Origin of the sequence: Nocardia arthritidis (assembly GCF_011801145.1) — a bacterium.
In the GTDB taxonomy this organism is placed as follows: Bacteria; Actinomycetota; Actinomycetes; order Mycobacteriales; family Mycobacteriaceae; genus Nocardia; species Nocardia arthritidis_A.
Genome location: NZ_CP046172.1, coordinates 1,217,241 through 1,237,037 on the forward strand (window position 1 = coordinate 1,217,241; position 19,797 = coordinate 1,237,037).

2 protein-coding genes (both running past the window's edge) are annotated in these 19,797 nt (G+C 69.1%); both read left to right on the forward strand.

Features of this window, described 5'->3' with window-relative positions:
• Positions 1–15,943, forward strand: the 3' portion of a protein-coding gene (locus F5544_RS05415; RefSeq protein ID WP_167472154.1) for a GntR family transcriptional regulator. Its footprint begins 13,427 nt before the window's first position; the window shows 15,943 of its 29,370 coding nt (coding positions 13,428–29,370); its start codon lies off the left edge, out of view; its stop codon occupies positions 15,941–15,943.
• Positions 15,841–19,797, forward strand: partial view of an alpha/beta hydrolase gene (locus F5544_RS05420; protein WP_167472155.1) — the start only. It continues 20,010 nt past the right edge of the window; 3,957 of the gene's 23,967 nt are visible here — the first part of the coding sequence; the start codon lies at positions 15,841–15,843; its stop codon lies off the right edge, out of view. Before F5544_RS05415 ends, F5544_RS05420 begins: the two co-directional genes overlap by 103 nt.

Below are 19,797 nucleotides of genomic sequence, written 5' to 3' on the forward strand. Positions count from 1 at the left end.
GGTGGCCAACGTGACGCAGTGGGTGCCGAGCGTGACCAAGGGTCGATGGGTGCAACTGCTCCCGGTGATCCGCGGCACGGGAACGCACCAGTGGTTCGACTACTGGCAGCACGACCCGCAGCAGCTGCGCCGGGCGGATCTGGCGAAGCCGGCTGTCAGCCCGGCGGCGGTGCATCTCGTTGGCACGACGACCCGGGTGTACACCGGGGAGAGCGTCGAGATCCCGGAAACGCTCGCCGAGCGCTGGGCGGCGAATGATCAAGAGCGCGAACGGATTCAGGAGGAAACCGAGCGCGACTACGACCGCTTCGAGCACGACCGCGTACACGGTGGCGACAGCTTCCTGCACCGGATCGCCGAATACGCGGCGCAGAATCCGGATGCCTTCTCCGGCGGCAGCAAGACGCGCTGGACCTACGCCGACGGCAAAGTGGTGCTCGATCCGACGGGTTCGACGATGCCGAAGCACGCCGACGGTTCCACCTGGCTGCGTGATCCCGATGGCAATGTGCGCCCGCACGCGGAGCTCGTGGCGAACCTGGAGTGGGTCCGCGATTATCTGATGCGCAATGCCGAAATGAACCACATCGCAGACATCGTCGCGATGTGGAAGCGGCTGCTGCTCGGAAAACCGTTGCGCGAGGACATTATTGCGATCGAGGCCGCGCTGGCCGAGTCGCAGTACCGCGCGCTGCACCCGAACGCCACCCAGGAACAGGCTCTGGCGTATGCGAAGTCGCTCGGTTACGACTGGGATCGCAGTCGCCCGCATCTGCCGAATGAGCGCAGCCTTTGGGCGAAGCTGACCGGCGCGCGGTCCACCAGCCCCGTCGATTTCACCCCGGAGCTGGATCCGAACGCACCCGACCCCGCGCGCACCCGGCGCTTCGGCACCACCCTGTACTTCGGTGACGGCGGGCAGGGCCGCAGGTACGTGCTCGATCAGCTGCGTCAGATCATGCGCGGTTTCCCGGAGGCGCAGATCGACGAGGCATGCGCGAAGGCGGACGCGCGGATCAAGGCGGCGACGAAGAACTATCGCGGCCCGGTCGACATGGCCAAGGGCGGTGTGCACGTTTCGGCGAAGGTGACCGGCCCGGCCGGGCGGCGCAAGCTGCAGGTCGTCATCGAGGCCGAGGGCGGCGGTGGCATCCTCTACGAGCCGGTCGAACCCGCGACGGGTGCTGTCCGGCGACTCGTCCGCTTCGTCGGCAACCTGATACCGGGCGTGCACACGGAGCGGCCCGGCCCGGATCTGCCGCACCGGATCCAGGGCTACAACCTGACGGAGGATCCGCGCGGGCATATCGGTGCGGAACTCGAAAACGATTCCGGGACAATGCCGTCGGGCGGCGCGCTGCCGACGGGCCGGTCCGCCGGGGATGCGGCGTCGGTCCCCGACGGATCCAGCCCAGCCGCGACCCGTCCCGGCCAGGAGCGGTCCGGTTCGGTGGATCCGCTTGCCGCACAGGCGGAGTCCGGGACGGTAGGTTCGGTCGCCGAGCAGGCGCAGCCGGGTTCGGTGGATCCGCTTGCCGCACAGCCGCAATCCGGGGCGGTAGGGGCGGTCACCGAGCAGACGCGCCCCGGATCGGTCGGCCCGGTTATCGGGCAAGTGAAACCCGGATCTGCGAATAGCACTGCCGCGCAATCGAATACCACGTCCGACGGCTCGACATCGGTTCCGGAGCGGACCCGGCAGCAGTTGACGAGCCTCGCGCCGGTCACCGGCCTGCCCGCGGATGCGCAGGCCGAGCTCGATCGGCTGGTGGCCGAACGCGCGGTGGTATCCGAGCAACTGCCCGCTCTGCGCGCCGCCGTGGCCGAGGCCGCGCCAACAGAGCTTCAGCAGGCCACCGAGCAGCTCGACGCGGCGCTGACCCGGGTGGGTGAACTCGCCGACGAGCTGACGGCGCTGGCCGGTGCCGCCTATTTGGCGGCGCAGGGCGCGGTACCCGTCCGCGACGCGGCGGGCACGCCGATACCCGGAATAGGCGTTGTCGACGACACTCGGGTGATCGTGGTGGGCCGGGGATTCGATCCGTCCGTCCACCGCGCGCTACTCACCGACGCCGCGCGCCGCAGTCCCGGATTGGCCGCGGCGCTGGCCCGTCCCGGCGCCGAAATCCATTTCATACGAGTGGTCGTCCATCCGGACGGCGTGCCGCACGTGGCCGGGCTCGCGTCGCCGTCGGCGCCGGAATTCGTCGCGGAATCGGCCGCCGCGGCGATGCCGGTGGGCCATGTCGTTACGGTTCAAGCGAATTCCGCGACGGTTCGAGACGACCCGCAGGCCGCCGAGCGCGGACATATCGTCTTCGACATCGACGGACAACTGGTGCCGATGCGCCTGGTCGAGGGGCCGGACGGCTGGCAGTTGGTCGCTCCCGATCCGGCGGATCCGGCGGAAACCGCCGCACCGGAACAGGTTTCGCCGTCGGCCGTAACTCGGAGGGAGTCGGCGGGGCGCCGGTTCGCGCAGTGGCTGAAGCAGGCCGTGCGCTACCACAAGGTGAACCCGATTCACCCGCCGTCGGAAATGGTGCCCGCGGGCCAGGCCGTGGTGATCATGTCCATCGGGCAGCTCGCGCACATCGGGCCGCTGGAGCCCGAACACCTGTACGCGGCACATTCCAAGGCGCACAAGGCGAGTCCGCTGATCACCATCCGCGAGATCGTCACGTTCTGGAAGTCGCGCCACCAGATCGCGCGCTTCTTCCGCCCGGGCGCCGGCATGGTCGAGACGCCGATGCCGACGACCAGGGACGGCCGGGAGTACACCTACTGGCGCGACCCGAGCAGCCCCGAGGCGCGGGCGATGTCGGCCGAGCTCACGCGCCTCGGACTACAGCGCTTCGATCCGGTGACACAAGCCGAAAACGCTGCGCCGCAACCGGTTACGACCGGCCCCGAATTGGCAGGCGACGTCGCGGCGCCCGTGCCGGACGCGCGGCCGCAGCCCAGCTCCGCCGCGGCGCGCGCCGAACTCGCCGACTGGAGCGAGCAACTCGCCGATACGGCGCGGCCGCGCGCGGAGGAGGGCGCGCGGCTTTACGCCTTGGCCGCCGAATACGATGTGACACTGGTCGATACGAGTCCGGAATCGGTGCAGGCCGCCCTCGACGAACTGCACTACCGGGCGATGCGCCAGGCGGCTACGGTGCGCGAGCTCGAGGCGGCGCTGCTGCGCCTGGAAGCGGAGGCGCAGCGGATCCCGTTCAACGGGGAGGTCAACTTCATCGCGCCCGACCCGCTCGGGAATTTCGAGCGGGAGGTTCGGGAGGCGACCGCCGCGGTCAAGGCGGCGGCCGAGGGTAAGAGCCTGGTCGAGGGCAAGGGCCGCGGCCTGCGGTGGGCGCTGCGCCTCGGCCGCGCCCTCGGCCTGTGGGAAGGGGTGAACAACCGGAGCCAGCCGGGACACCGCTGGTACGACCTGAACCAGCGCGATACACCGACCGGACGCGCGTACGTCGCGGACGTCGCCCGGCGCGCCGGGCTGCAGAGCGAGGTCGGCATGCGGGCCGAGATCGTCGGCGCCGATCCGGCCGCGGTCGATCCGGCGGAGTTGGCCGCACAGCGCGAGCGGGCAGCCGAATTGGCCCGTATCGCAGACGAATTCGAGGCGCAGGCGGCTCGCTACCGCGCCGCGGACGCGGCGTTCGGTGAGGTCGTCGAGGTGATGGCGGACGTTGCCGGACAGGACTGGGTCCGCTCCCAGGGCGGCGCGGCGCTGGACGCGGCGAAGCATCCCGGCATCGCGCTGGTCGGCGACGACCGGCTCACCCTCGTGGTCATCGACGACGGGTCCGGTCACGACCGGATGCTCGCGAAGCTGCTGGCCGATCCGGATTACGCCGATGTGGCCCGGGCGCTGAATCGCGATGAGATCGGGCTCGAGTACCGGGTGGTCTGGGCGGACCATGCCGGGACGGTGCTCAGCGCCGCGATCGAGGCACCGGAGGTCCGGCACTTCGCCGGTGAGATCGCCGGGCGCCGTCTCACCGCGACGATGTTGCGCGACGCGGACGGCCGCTGGCACGTGCTCGCGGACGGCGTGCCGCCGGAAGTCGCCGCACCGCAGGAGCGTTCGAGCCTGGACCAGCTGACCAGGGCAGAGCTGGAGCAGGGGCTCGCCGAACTGCGCGAACACTTCGACCTGAAACCGGAGCAACTCGCCCCCGGACAGTTGGCCGCGACGATCGCCGCGCTGCGCGACCGCAACGCACTGGACGCGATCGCCGACGAGGCGCTGCTCGACCACGCCCGTACCCTGCTCGCCATCGATCGGTTCAACGCGTTCTACGAGCTGGCCGCGATCCGTGCCAAAGTGGGGCGCATCGCCGCGATCGCCGAGGCGGACCTGACGCCGCACCGGCTCGCGGAGGTGATCGCCGATCCGGAGCAAGGGAATTCGGTCCGTAAGAAGCAGGTGACCGCGCTGCTCGGTTACGTGCAGAAGTTGCGCGGCATCGATGCCGCGGCCGTCGACGCGGCGCGCGACCGGTTGGCCGAGGCGCTGGGTATCTCGGCCGACGACCTTTCCCTGAAGAAGTTCACCAAGAACCCCCGGACCCAGAACCTGCACTACGTTCTGGATAAAACACGAATCGGCCCCACACAGCTGAGCCGGGCGCTCGGCAAGGCGATCCGCGCCGACGCGGCCCGCGCCGTGGCCGCGCTCACCGAATACCTGGACGCGATCGGCGCGATCGATCCGCACACCGACGGGCTGCGGCCGAATCCCGATGCGGCGCCGAGCGATCCGCGCCCCGTCGACCGCGAACTGCCCATGCGGGATCCGACCACCCCCGACTACATTCGCGAGCTCGTCGAGGATCGGGACCGACTGCTGGCCGCGGCGGCGGAATATCCGAGCGCGAATCTCGACCCGGCCGGGCCGCAGCAGCCGAGCCGTAGTTGGCGGCAGATCGCCGGTGTGGTGCTCGAGGACCTGTCACCGGCCGATTACGCGAAGGCCTACGCGGCGATCCGCGCCGGAAAGTTCGCCGATCTCGGTGCCCGCGACGAGGCGCGGCTCGCGGCGATCCAGGAAGTGCTGCGGGATCGGGCACGGAACACCGACGCCGAGATCAGCGCGCTCGAAGAACTGGCCGAACACCTCAACCGCCGCGCGGGGCTTACCGGTGACGGGTCGGCGAATTTCGTTGCACCGCAAGGTGATTCGGCGGACGCTGGACAGGCGAACCGGCCCGTCGCAGCGCGGGTGGCGGATCCTGCTGGTGTGGCGTCGGATCCTGCTGGTGTGGCGTCGGATCCTGCTGGTGTGGCGTCGGATCCTGCTGGCGCGGTGGCGGATCCCGCTGGCGCTGTGACGGATCCCGCTGGCGCTGTGACGGATCCCGCTGGCGCTGTGACGAATGCCGGTGGCGTGGTGGCAAACCCCTCCGGCGCGACGGTGAATCCCGACGGAACCGTGGCGAATACCGCTGGCGCGGTGAAGAATTCGCCCGGCAATGCGACCGACACGCAGGGGTGGACCCGGGGCGAGTCGAGCGCTTACGTACCCGCCGATGCGCAAACGCGCGCCGCGCTCGTCGCACACGGCGCCGCGATCACGGCAGCGCAGCGGCAGCTCGACGCCGTCGCGGACGCACAGCGCGAGGTGCTGCGTGAGCTGGGGGTCGCCGATCCTGCCCTGTTGAGCCCCACTCAGTTGATGGAGGCCGCCCAGCAGCAGGTGTGGCGCTGGCGTGCCGAGAGCGACGAGCTGGCGCGCCGCGAAACGGAGGGCGGTATCCCCGCCGCCGAACTCGTCCAGCATTTCGCGGACCGCAGAAACGCTGTGGCACAGGCACAAAGGGCCCGAGTCGCGGCGACGGCGCTCAGGTCGGCCATCGAGGCCGTCGCGGCTGCCCGGCACACGGCCGCCGTCGCCGGTGCCGGTGCCCTGCTCGATTCGGTGCCCGGACGACGGGTCACCGAGGATGCGGTGGTCACCGACGGCGCGTCGATGCGCGTCACGGTGGCGACGCCCTTCGCCTCGGCCGAGCACGTCGTCAATGCCGAACTGCGGGCGGCCTGGGCGGAACAGGGCGTCGAAACCCGTTATCTGATGGTGCGGGTCGGCACGGACGGCACGGTGCGCGTCACCGAGCTGCACGCGCCGTCGAGTGGTGTCACGTCCGCGACCACGCGGCAGCCCGGCCCGGCCGCCGGCCCCGCAAACGCGACGAACACCGCCCAGCCGAACACCGGGCAGCCGGCCGCATCGAGCGCCGAAACAGCCGTTCCCGCAATCGAATCCAAGCCGCGGCAGACCAGTATCGCGCCCACCCCCGGCAACGGTGACGGCTCCACCGCCCATCCGCGCCCGGCGACGGCGGGCGACCCGGCCGAGCTCGCGGAGCAACTGGCCCGGGCCATCCAGGGCCGGACCGGTGCGGACCGCAACACCTGTGTCGCGGACACGGCGGCCGAGGTTCGGTCACAGCAGGGCGATGTGATGGATGAGCCCGCACCCGAACTCGGCGACGGGCTCGGCCTGGACGGCGAGATCGTCGCGGGATTGCTGCGCGGCGCGCGGCCGACGATATTCGAGGATGCGAACGGCGGCGCGGATTACGGCGCGCTGCTCGATGCGATGGAGCAACACGGCGCGGGCACAACGGGTTTCGTGGTCGAGCTGCGCAACGTTCCGAACGCGGACGATGGCGTCGGCGGGCACACGTTCGCCGTCACCTACCAGGGCGAAACCGCACCCGGCGTGCACACCTACCTGATCGGCGGCAGGACCTACGTCCGCACCATCGGGCAGTGGTTCGAGGACCCCGCCGACGTGCAGCGATCGATTTCGCTGACCGAACTGGCCGGCGGTTCGATCGACAACGTCCGGCAGACCGCCGCCGTGATGTGGCGCGGCGGACGTCTGCTCGCCAACCCGGGCCGCGCGCTCGAGCTGGTGGCCGCCGACCTCTTCGGCGCGACACCGGCACCCCGGCAACCGGGGCATGGCTCGGAAGTTCGCGCGGCGGTCCGGGAGATCCGCGATGTGCTCGCCGAGGAATTGCGGCTGCGTGGTCGCGCGGCCGCGGCGCTTGCCGACGCGCGGGCCGCGCGCGCGGCGGGCGACGACGACCTCGCCCAGCAGTTGGACGAGCGGGCACAGCGCACCGGGCAGCAGGCCGATCGGGTACGTGAACGCGCTGATCGCTTGCGCACCAGGGTGATTCGCCTCCAGCTGGCTGACAACGTCGCGGCGCGTAATGCGCTGCGGGCCCGCCTCGCCGCGCTGCGAACCGAATTCACCGCAGCGCTCGGCGGCGACGCCGCGGCGCGGGAATTCCGCCGCACCCTCGAACGAGCCGATTCGGTAACGGGTCTGGAACGCGACCTCGGCCGCGCCAGCACCGCCGAACAGGCACTGCGCGACCGGGTTCGGGCCGGTGAGCAGGCGCTCGCCCGTCCGCGGGCGGAAATCCAGGCGCTGCGGGCAGTACTCGACCGAACGCTGTCGGCCCCGATTCCGGCCGCGGACAAGCATGCGGCCGTCTTGCACATCCGACGCGAACTGGACCGTATCCGAGCGGAATTCGCGCCGGCGGAGGCCGCTCAGCGTCAGCTTGTCGACCGGTACGAAGCGGCCGTAGGCATGCACGCGGATCTGCTGGAACAACTGGCGCAGGCCAGGGAGGCGCGTGCCGAGCTGGCGCGCCGGTTCGGCATCGCGGATCCGGCCGAACTGGATCCGATGAGCGATCGGGCGCCGTCGACCGCGGTGGAGCGGGTGCGTGACCTGCGCGCGACGCTCGACCAGATACGTCGGGCGGAGCTGGCGCTGGCCGAGCTTCAGCAGCGTCGTGCGGCATTGCGTGCGCTGCATGACGAAGGCGCGATCCCGATTTCGGACCGCGTCGGTGTCGTGCCGAGCGGGCTGCACGATGACGGGCGGATCGCGTTCGGGCGCATCGTTGTTGTCGGCGGGGACACCGGCACGACGGATTACCGTCAGGCGTTGCAGCGGGTGCTGGGTGTGGATGTCGAGGTCGCGATCCGGTTGGCGCGGTCGACGGCGTTCCCGTTCGACGTCCGGTTCAGCGAGGTTCTGGTCGATGCAGGGGGCCGTTATCAGGGCACCCGCGTCTTGTCCTCGCTCGGCCCCGGGGTCGTCATCAAGAAGGGGCCCAAGGGTCGATACCCGGCGCGTTGGACCGTGCCGCAGCCGCCGTTCCTGGCGAAGGCTCCGATCACCGCGATGGGTGATGCGATCGGCTCCTTCGATCATCACTTCAAAGATGGTGAGACGCTCGAATCGGTTTACCCGCAGAACATTCCGTTGTCGAAGCCATTGTTCATGGTTCCGAAGGGTGTGCACGCCTACCACTCCGATCTCGGCGATTACATCTTCAACGCGTTCATCTACACGGTTCGGATCGGCGCGTCGATTCCGAAGCATCGGTGGGTGGTCAATTTCCTGCGCAATCACGAGTGGCCTGGGCGTGTGGTGTTGTGGAGTACGCGGTGGATTCCGACGACGAAGGAGCCGGGGCGTTCGATCCGGTTGCCGCTGTCGGCGGAGTTCGCGCGCAAGCATCCGCGCATCTCGTGGATGGTCGGTGGTGCGGCGCAATGGATTCCGCATCCGAAGAACATGCTCAATGTCATTCCGCTGGTGCGGTTGGCGCGGAATCTGCGGAAGTACAACTGGTTCCCGGACCGGACCGACCCGATTCCGCTGATGCCGCATGCGCCGCTGGGTATTCCGAGCGGTCCGTCGGCGTCGGGGCTCGACGGCAGCGCCCCGTTGCCGTACCACGGCCCCAGCGTCGATCTTTCGGGCATCAAGCCGTACTGGGATGCGAAGGAGGCTGCGCGGCAACGCCATCAAGCGACGGCGGATGCGAAATTCGCTTGGTTCGAGGAGGATCGGACCCAGCACGGCGACAGCCTGTTGCACAGGATCGCCGATCAGGCGATCGCGGACCCGGTCAGGTATTCCGGTGGGGATCGGAAGCGGTGGGTGCGTAATGCGCCGAACCAGCCGTGGGTTCGCGATCGTAAGGGCACCACGCTGCCGAAACATCCGGATGGTTCCACATGGTTGCGCGACAGCGCGGGTAACGTTCGTCCGCGCCACGAGGTCATCGCCAACCTGCGGACCATTCGCGATGAGTTGCTGCGCAATCCAGAGCTGAATCGCCTGCCGGATGTCGCCCAGTTGTGGCAGCGGGCGATCGATGGAACTCTCTCGCGCGCGGATGTCATCGGTATGGAGGCCGCGCTGGCTCGCGGCGCCTACCTCGCGCTGAATCCGACCGCCCGGTGGGCCGATGCCGCCGCGTATGCGAAAAAGCTCGGTTACGACTGGGATGCCAAGCGGCCGCCGCTGACTCCGGAACCGGGTGAACGTGGCGTGTACCGCAGGTTGACCGGCAAGCGGGCGGACGATGTCGGTGGCGGTCCCGAAACGAACCCCTACACACCGGATCCCGCGCGTACTCGGCGGTTCAGCGATCCTTACATCGCACCGGGCAGGCAGCGCTTCGACAAGGTGCTCGGTGATATGGCCCTGGCCATGCACGGCTGGCCGGAGGCCAAGATCGCCGAGGCGCGGCGCGCCGTCGCACGTTTGGCCGGTGAGGTGGCCGCACCCAGCATCGGTGACCTGGCCAATCGGGCGACCCGCAGTTCCTCTCGATTCGGTCGCCTGGTCGACTGGACGATCCGTCAGGATCCGTTGTCGCACGATGTCTTCCGCCACGACATCGAGATCTCGGGCAAGGTGACCGGCGAGGCAGGGCAGCAGACGCTGTCGGTCAAGATTTCGCGGCGCGGCATGGCAGATGTCGAATACGCGCTGCACGAGTACGAAAACAACTGCGTCCCGGACTCGCTCGGTCGACTGACGGTGCGGCAGGGCCCGGTCGTCACCGTGCCGGAGGCGGACCCGACCGATCCGTCCGGATATTCGTGGGCCGAAACCGAACCATTGCTGAATGGTGCGCCGGTCGCCGGATTCACTACCGACGCAACGGGTTCCGCGCATGCGAAGCTGCTGCACGGGTTGATCGGCCGGGGTCTGGACGAGAACGGCGAAGGCGCGACCGCTTGGGTGCTCGATCGCCGAGCAACCGTTGACGCGCACGGTGTTGGTGCGCATTCCTACACGGTGGGCTATGAGGGCCGAAACGGTGACGGTGCACATGTTTTCGATGTCGATGGTCGGCGGGCGGTTTATCTCGGCACCGACGCCCAGGGCCGGGAATGGTTTGCTCACCCCGAAACCGGCGCGCCGGTCTCGCTGGCGGATTTGACGGGTGGTACCCGCCGTGAGACCCAGGAGACCTGGGCGGCGGTCTGGCACGGTGGTGTGGTCGTACCCGCCGATGGCAGCGATCCGAACGCCGCACCGCCGCGCGGTGACATGCGGATCGGCCAGAACACGCCAGAGGCCCCGAGGAATCCGCTGTACGAGTCGATGCGATATTTCGCCGACTCACCCGAAAGACGTTCGGGCGAACCGGATCCGCTGACCACCGGCCAACGCCGTTACGCCCGTGCGCTTTCCGAGGAGCTTGGCGTCGGCCAGGATCTGGGCGATCTGGAGCACCCGCTGCGGGTGATGGCGAGCAAGGCCGACCAGGAATTGCGCACGGGCCCGGCGGAGTTCGAAAACCGGCTCGGCCCAGCGAACCTCGCGGCGATACCGGCCGAGTCGGGACCAGGAATGGAGACGGCGGCACAGGCGCGGGACCGCCTGGCCGCGGCGCTCGGCGTGCCCGCGGCGCGGCTGACCGCGCCGCATCTCGCGGAAACCATTGCCGTGGAACGGGATCGGGTGCTGCGCCGGGCGACCGCGGTCGAGGCGCTGCACGCCGCGGCGCGCCAAAACCTCGACGGGGTCGACCCGACGGTGCGCGAGCAGGGGCGGCAGCGCCGAGATGCGTTGGCGCGCATGCTCGGTGTTCGGGATGAGCAACTGGCCGCCGACGTGCTGGACGACACGATCCAGCGGCTGCGGGCCGAGGTGCTGGACCGGGCCGTGACGGTGAACGATCTCGCGCACGCGGCACAGGCCGCGGGGCTGGGCCCGGAACACGTCGTCATCGAACTCGACGGCGCGCGGATTCCGGCGCGCTTGATGGAGGGCGCGGACGGCGAAGTGGGGGTGCGGCTGACCGAGCGGCTGGCCGCGCCCGCCTTCGGCGACCGGGAGCCCGCGGCGCACGGCCGGTCGGCGCTCGGTCGGCTGCTCGATCGGATCAAGCAGCGCATGCCGTGGCACCGCGGGCAGATCCAGTACGCGCTGGGCAGCGGCTTCAACACCGACTTCTACAAGATGAACGCCCACGACATCCGGGTGCTGGCCGGTGATCACATCGACAACCATGTGGTGCGCGAGGCCGACAAGTACTCCATCCACCACGATTGGGATCTGATCGATCCGTTCTTCACCACGCTGCAGTCGATGAAACTGTGGCGGGGGCGCAAGGCGTTCTTCCGGATGCTGCGTGGCCGGGTGGGCGAGAACGTGGGCATGCTGCCGACGGCGCGGTTACGCGACGGCCGGGCCTACATTCCCGAATACGACGAGGTTCCACGCCTGTACCTGCTGGCACAGCAGACCAGGTGGCAGTGGTTGGGGCTCGACCACAGGTTCGGTCTCACCGCACATCCGCCGCAGGCCCCGATCGAGCCGGCGAAAGCACCGACTGTGGACGTGCCCCAACTGGGCGGCGAGCATGTCGAAGCGATTCCCTCCGCGCAACCGCACGAACCCGCGGAGCTGAGCGAATTCTTCGACTGGAAGGCCGAATTCGATACGGCGGCGCAGACCTGGCAGGAGCGGGCCAATGCGCTGCTCGAGCTCGCACACCGGCATGGGATCGAACTCCCGGATCTGAGCCCGGAGTCGGTCGCGCGGGCCGTCGCCGAAATGCGCTACCTCGGATTGCGGCACACGGCGACCGTGACGGCGCTGCGCCAGGCGGCCGAGCAGTACAACGCCGAAGACGCGAGCGTCCCCTTCCTCGATCACCGCCGCCATACCGCCCCGAACGCGGCCGAGCATTTCGCCAAGGAAATGGACCATGCCCTCGGGCTGAACGGTCAGCGGCAGGCGACCGAGAGCATCCCGATCACCGTCAACAACAACCCCAACCCGCCCCGGCGCTGGTACAACCTCGAGCACAACAGCGACAACCCGGTGGTCCGCAGGCTGTTCTGGCGGACGCTGCTGCGTGAGCAGATCCGGTACGCGCTGTTCGCGTGGGCCGAATTCTTCGGCCTCGGGCCGGAAGAGCTGCGCGGATCGGCCAACCTGGCCCGGACGCTGCGGTCGCTGGATGCCAAGGGCGGCGAAATGCTGGCCGACATCAGGGATTTCGAGGCGCTCGCGGATGGTTTCACGCGGGCCGACCACGAGGTCGACGAACTCGGCGATCTGGTGGCGCACATGGCCGTTCAGGCATGGGTCGCGGCCGAACACGGCACGCCGGTCGACGGCGCACCCGCGCTCGCGGTGCTGCCCGGCGGTGCGCGGCCGCGGCTGGTGGTGTTCGACCACACGGACAATCACGATCAGGTCCTCGCCGACGCGCTGGACGATCCGCGCAACGCGGAACTGGCGCGCGCACTCACCGCGGGCGCGATGGAGCTGGAGTACCGGCAGGCGTACTTCCGTGCGGACGTCGACGGCAGCGGCGAATCGGCTACGGCCGGAAAGGTTTACGCGCAGCCGGTCGAGACGCCGAAGCAGGTCCGTCACCTGAGCGCGGACATGAACGGACGCACGGTCTCGGTGACGCTGCTGCGCGACGGCGACGGTTCGCTGCGGCCCGCGGTGGCGCCGGATCCGGCGCCCGCACCCGCGCAGGCGCCGACGGTACCGCTGCGCGAGCTGGCGCGTCAGCTGGGTGTGTCGTTGGATGAGATCGGTTCGGATCCAGAGCTTTTGGCCGAGGTCATCGCCCGACTGCGGATGGACAACGGCCTGCGGGCGCTGAAGATCGAGGCATTCGCCGATCGCGCGCGCAGCCTGGCCGATATCGACCTGTTCCACGCGCTACACAAGCAACTGCACGACCTGCGCGCGGATCTCGATGCGCTGCGGGCGGATTCGGCTGCGGCCATTGCGGATCTGCGGCGGCTGCGGCCGGATCGGGCGGCCGATATCGATCGGCTCGCGCGGCTGCTGCGCGAGCGCCCGGGCATCCTGGACTGGGATCCGCGCGTCACCGACCACGGCATGTCGGTTCCGCGCGGCGCGGCGCTGCGGCGCGCGCTCGAACTCGGCGGCGACAGCGAGCAATTCCGGGCCGCGCTGCGGAACTGGGCTGCGAGCGCCCAACTGGTCAACGGGGCCGATCGCGACTATCTACGGTTGGTGGACGCCGACCTGACCGAGAACCCGACCGCCGCCAAGACGAACCGGATCTACAAGTCGCTCAAGGCGGGCACGCTGTTCAGCCAGCTGCGTCCGGCTCCGAAGTTCGGCGAGGCGGTCACCGGCCTGATGGCCCCGGCCCCCGACGCCGCGGCGATCGACAAGCTGCGCGCCGAGGTGGATGCCCAGCACGCGCTGATCAATGCCTTCGAAGCACAGGCCAACGACCCGGAACTACTTGCAGACGCACTCGCCGAGCAGGAGCGCGAGGGCGTAAACGACTGTGTACCAAAGTCTTTCACGCGGCTGAATAGTACGCAGCCGCGTCCGGTTGTGACGGTGCCGCGACTGCCCGCCGACCGGCTGACCGGGATGCTGTTCGACGAGACCGAACCGCATCTGAACGGTGCTCGGTTGATGGGATTCGCCACTGGCGCAAGGCGATCCGGCCATGCCAGCCTGCTGGAAGGCTTGATCGCCGAGGGCTGGTCGAAGAAGCGTGGTGGCGCGGTGGCCTGGGTGCTCGACCGGCGCGCGACTCGCCACGGCTCGATCGATGTCGGCGGCCACTCGTACGTCGTCGAGTACCGCGGCCGCAACGCGGGTGGTGTGCACGTGTTCCGTGTCGATGGTGTCGAGGTGACGTATCACGGCGTGGATTCCGAAGGGCAGGAACGTCTTTTCGGTCCGGATGGCATGGTGTCGTTGGCCGAGTTGGTGGGTGCGACTCCGGAGGAGACTCAGGAGACGTGGGCGGCGGTCTGGCGCAACGGCGAGAACATCCTCATCAGGGGCGGTGACCGGAATGCGACGCCGCCCGCCGCGGATCTGCGTATCGGCGCGTCGACGTACGAATCGGACCCGCACGGCAACGAACCGCCACTGGCATTGGGGAGCAAACCGGAATACGAAACCGCGCCCGTCGGCGAACCGGAACTTGCCAATCCGCGGGTGTGGGCGACGCAGCACGTCAACCGGGTCTATATCGAAGATGGCATCGTCTACGGCTCGGACGACCTGCCGTACAACAGCCATCCGCTGGGTGACAACTTGTTGATCACCGCTGCGGGAGAGATCTTCTCGGGTGGGCTCGACGCAACGATTCACCCCACTCTGCAACGGGCGTTCGACGACCCCGACCAGGGTCCCGCCATGTACGGCGTCTGGAAGGTCGTCAACGGCCGGATCGTCGGCCAGATCTTGCCCAACAGTGCGCACTTCGGCGCCGCCGCGCATCAGATGCGCTCCACCGCGCAGCTCCGGTTCTACCTGTCGCGCCACGGTGTCGATGTTGTGGTCGGCGAAACGGAGCAGGGCAAGCTGTTGCAGCCCGAGGCGGACAAACCGAGCGTTGACGCACTCATCGATAACGACCTGCCGCGGTTCGAGTCCGACGAGACGATGTTCCGCGCCGCCTTCGACGAGTCCTGGGTCGACGTCGTAGACAGCACGCGCACCGCTGATACATTCTCGGTGACGTTGGCGCTCAACCCGGTTCGCGGTGTGCCCGGACAGGTGACGCTGGTGTTCACCCGCGAAAACGGCGTTGTGACGGCGCATTACACCGATATCGAGCTCGGAGCCGAGCCGATGCGGGTGGCCGCCGCGTTGCGTGCGCTGCATCAGCAGCTGACACCGTGGCTGACCGCACAGAACGTCCAATTCACCGGCGGCACTGGCGAATTGGGTCGACTGACGGTTGGACTGCCTGGCACGGACCGCCTGGCGGGCGTCGGAGTCGCCCGCAGATGGGCGGACGAAAAGCTGCGCGCCTTCGGCTGGCTCGGCGTCCAGCAGATCTACGACGCGAAGCTCAATGTCTCCGAACTCGCCGCCAACGCGCTGGAAGCCACCACATCCGCCGCCACACCGGTCTGGCTGCGGATGTGGTGGATCGGCGACAAGGTGCTCGTCGAGGTCATCGACACCAGTTCGGGCGCACCGAAAATCACTGCGTCCGAAGATGCTCCGGTCGCCCAGGGACTGGTGTCCGAAGCGGACCGCGACGCGATTCTCGCCAAGGAGGGCGAACGCGGCCGCGGCGGTGGAATAGTCGCGCGCACCAGCGCGGCGAACGGCATCACCCCGCTCGTCGTCGGCAAGTCGCGCTGGATGGTGCTGGACTACGTGGCCGGCGACGAATCCGGCGCCAGCGGTACCCGCGCACCCGCCGACGATCCGGCCCCGGATTTCCAGCTCGACCCGGCCGTGCTCGACATGCTTTCCGATGAGGAACGCGCCGCTGTTCTCGGGGCTGCGCAGGAGTACGCCGAATCGGAAGCGCCGGTGCCCGCGGACGATCCGGACCCGGGTTCCCTGCTGGACGCGGATCTGCTCGGCGCTCTTTCCGACGCTCTTTCCGAAGAGGAACTCGCTGCCGTGCTCGGGGCCGCGCAGGAGTACGCCGAATCGGAACAATCCACCCCGAGGATGATCCGGATCCCGCGCCGCCGGCCGACGCCGACCAGTTCGCCGGGCTCACCGATGAAGAACGCGCCATGTTCTCCGATGCGGAACTCGACGACCTTCGCGCGGCCCTCCAGCTGGACGCGGAACCGGAACCATCCGCGACCGCGCCCGCCGCTGCCACGGAACCGGTAGCGGCACAAGATGTTCCGGCAACAGAGCCGACGCCTGCCCAGCCGCGCGCCGCGTCCGCCTACCCGAGCGGCGTCACGCCGAGCCAGGACCGATACCGCGCGGTCGAGCCGGTGGAGGAGATGGTCCACCGGCCGGATCCGCCTGGCACGACCCGCTACACCGCGCCGACCGTGGACGAGGACGGGTTGTTCCGCGCGGCGGACGGTTCCCTGTACAACTCGGACCCGGCCGGTGAGATCTTCGTGATGGGCACGACTCCGGGTGATTTCCGGGCCACGCGTGACAGGGACGCCGGGCATATCGGGCTGTATCGCACGTGGGCCGACCCGCGGCAGGGCCCCGCCGCCTACGGCACCTGGCTGATCGTCGAAGGTGAGCTGAAGTGGATCGATCCGTACAGCGGATTGTTCACGGACTTCATGAAGGGCCACTTCCTCGCCGAGCTGATGCCGTCGGCGCAGCTGCGTTACGAATTGCTCAGGCTCCGAGTGAATCTCGACGGTGTCTACTTCCGCGGTGAGCATCAGGGCGGATTGTGGAGCTCCGACGAGCCGAGGCTCACGGTGGATCAGCTGATCGACCGCGGTGGCGCGGGCGCCCGCCTCTTCTTCTCCGGTTTCGGCAACTTCTTCTGGGTGCGCCTCATCGCGTCGCAGTCCGCGCCCGGGCGATTGTCGGTGACGCTGGAACTCAATCCGGTCCGCGGCGGCGAGCCGGGCCTGGTCACAGTGGTCTTCGAACGCGAAAACGGCGCTGTGACAGCCCATTACGAGAATGTCCAACTGAACGAAGAGTCGGCTCCGGTGGCCGCCGAACTGCACCGCCGCCTGACCGCATGGCTTGCCGACTCGGGCGCGACCTGGACCGGGGACATCGAGGCGCTCACCGGCCACGAACAGGTCGGGCGGGCCGATCCGGATCCGGAGCGGATGCCGCGGCGCGACGAGCGCATCGAACTTTCCCAACAGCTGCTCGGCATCGAGGATCTGCGCTTCGTCGTCGACGAGTTCAACCGGTACGACGCCGCCGAGAACCTGCATCCGGACCAAAGAGTGCGGTTCGCCGATTTCCGTATAGCGCGGACCCATCTCGCCCGGCTGTACGGCGTCGACCACCGTGAGCTGTTCCCGGGTTCGCCGGTCTTGACAGAGCTCGACCGCACTCGGGATGCGGTACGAGCGCGGCTGGCCGATCTGCTCGGCGTGGCACCCGAGGAACTGGACGTCGTTCGAGTGCGCCAGGAGCTGTCGGCGGCCAGGAACGCCATCCCGGCGGAGCTGGAAGATGTACAGCCGCAACAGAATTCGGCAGCCTTGTCGCACAAAGGCGCGACCGCCCGTGCCGTCGATCCGCGTCGGCCGGTCGATCCCGCGGAAGCGCTCGATCTGCATCCGAGCCGGGCGCGCGGCATAGACATCGATGCGCCACGCGACTTGCGTCGTCGGCAGTCCGACCCGAGTGAGGTCTATGCCGACGATCCGCGAGTGAACGAGGCGGCCCGCGCCAATCCGGCGGAACCCGACGGATCCACCGACGCGGGACAGGCGTTGGTGCGGGCCGCGGCGGCAGGCGACCCGGCCGCGTATACGAGGCTGCGGGAGCTTTTCGGAGCCGACATCATGCGCAGGGCGCACGCAGTTGTTCGCGATCCCGAACTCGCGCGGCGCATCACCGACGAGGTCTTCGCGCGCGCCGATCTCACACTGGCCGCGCTCGGCGACCGGGCGGTGCATCCGTGGCTGCTCGGTATCGCCCGCACGGTGACCGAGGAACACACCCGCGCGCCGCGCTTCGCGCAGCTGATGGCGAAGGCCCTGCAGCAGCTCGGCGTCGCCGCCCAGTTCCGTGGCGTGCTCAGCTCGCTGTACCGGGCGAGCGGCGCCCACATCCGGCGTGCCCTGGACGACCTCGGACGGGACGAGCGGGCACTGCTGACCGCGCTGTTCTGGGAGGGCCGCCCGCGCAACGCGGTTGGGGCCGCGCTGGATTTGGCGCCCCACCCGTTCCGTTCGCGGGAACAGCGGGCCCTCCTGGAATTCCGCAAGTATCTGCTGGCCGATAGCCGCAAGGCGCCCACCGCGGCGGCGTTGCTGGTCAACGTGATTCGGCAGCAGGATCCGGACGCGCTGCGCGCGGCCATCGGCGAACTGCGCGGCGATGCCCGGAAGTTCGCCGAAAAACGTTTCCTGGAACAGCTTTCGCTCGAGAGCGCCAAAACAACCCTGGGCTACAACGACTCCCGGCTCGCTGAGGTTGAGCACCGGGCGATGGACGAGTTGGCGGCGATCCTCTCCGGCGCCAGGCAACTGACGACCGCCAATACGGGGGCGCTCGTCGCTGCCGCGAGGGTGATCGCCGGCACCGCGAAGCCGATCGTCGACACCGCGCTGAACGAACACCCCTATGCGGTACAGCGGGTGATCGATCGACTGTCGCCCGAGCAGAAGCGCCACGTCGAACTGTGGGTGCGGCAGGATCTTTCGGTCACCGAGGCGGCCGAGGCGTTGGGTATCGGACAGTGGGAGAGCGAGCTGCTGCGGGCGCGGATGCTCCACTGGCTGGCCGCGCTCCTCCCCGCCGAAATCGCCCGCGCCGGTGGCGCGTCGAACGGGTCGGCCGAGGAATCGCGGCCTGCCGGTCGGCCCGCCGACCCGGACACCGACCCGAATGTGCTGGACAAGCCCGCACCGCGCAAGAAGGGATCGCGGGTCGATCCGGGACGGTTCGGGACATTCAACGCCTACGATCCCGAACTTCCCCGGGAGGCGCAGGCCCACGCGCAGGATGTTGCCGGGCGGGCGGACACCACCCAGCGACCCAACGAGATCGATTCGACGGTCGCACCCGGTGCCGACGCGCCGGTCCGGGCGGCGGTGGGCGAGCTGCTGCCCGCGCTCGGGTTCGGCGATGTGGTGGCGACGGTCGACGAGGTTCTCGCGAACGCGCTCGAAGACGATGCCCATGTGACAGCAAAGCCGGTGGGCCGCAACAGGGTTCGCATCACTGTCACCGCACCCGACGGGCAGGCGACCACACTGGACGTCACCGGCGATCCAGGCGCGCGAGAACTGAGCCTGGACCTGCCGCTGCGGCACGACGACTCGGAGGCCGCCGATTACGCGCGCCGACAACTGCGTGCGCTGACCGGTGACTGGCAGGACACCGATGGCACGCACGTCCGCGACGCGGTGCTCCTGGTCACCGAGCTGGTCGACAACGTGCAGCGGCACACCGACGGCGACGGGGTGGTGACCATCGCGGTGAGCGGGGCGCGGCTCAACCGGCTGCTGGCCGTCGAGGTCTTCGACCGAAGCCCGGTGCTGCCGTCCGAACCCGACCCGAACAGTGACCACGGCATCGCCGTGCTCCGGGCTCGTGCGCACCGCGCCCACTGGTATTCGCTCGACGACGGCGACATGGGCCCGGCGGACTACCCGGAGCGTAAGGTGGTCGCGTTCGAATTCGACGAGAACAACACTCCCGTTGTGTCCCAAGGCGATTCGACCGAACAGACGAGCGCCGCCGAGTCCGTCGCCCCGCGCGGCGCCGCCCTCGGCCCGGCCGCCAGGGAAGAGGCGTATGCGGAGTTGGCCGCCCTGCTCGGTATCAAGCTGTCCATCGTGCGGCTGCGCTGGTATGTCGTGCGCCAGGGGATCGAGCTGGTGCAGCGCCAGCTGCGCTGCCTGGATGACGCGGGCTGGCGGCGTGCCGTCGCGGGCGGTCGGCTGCCGGAGCTCGTGCACTGGATCGGCAAGGAGATGGTCCGTGACCACGCCATCCACGCCGAGAACGCCCGGGCGATCATCGAGGACGACTGGAACGACGCGGCCCTACAGGAATTGCGGGGACGCGGC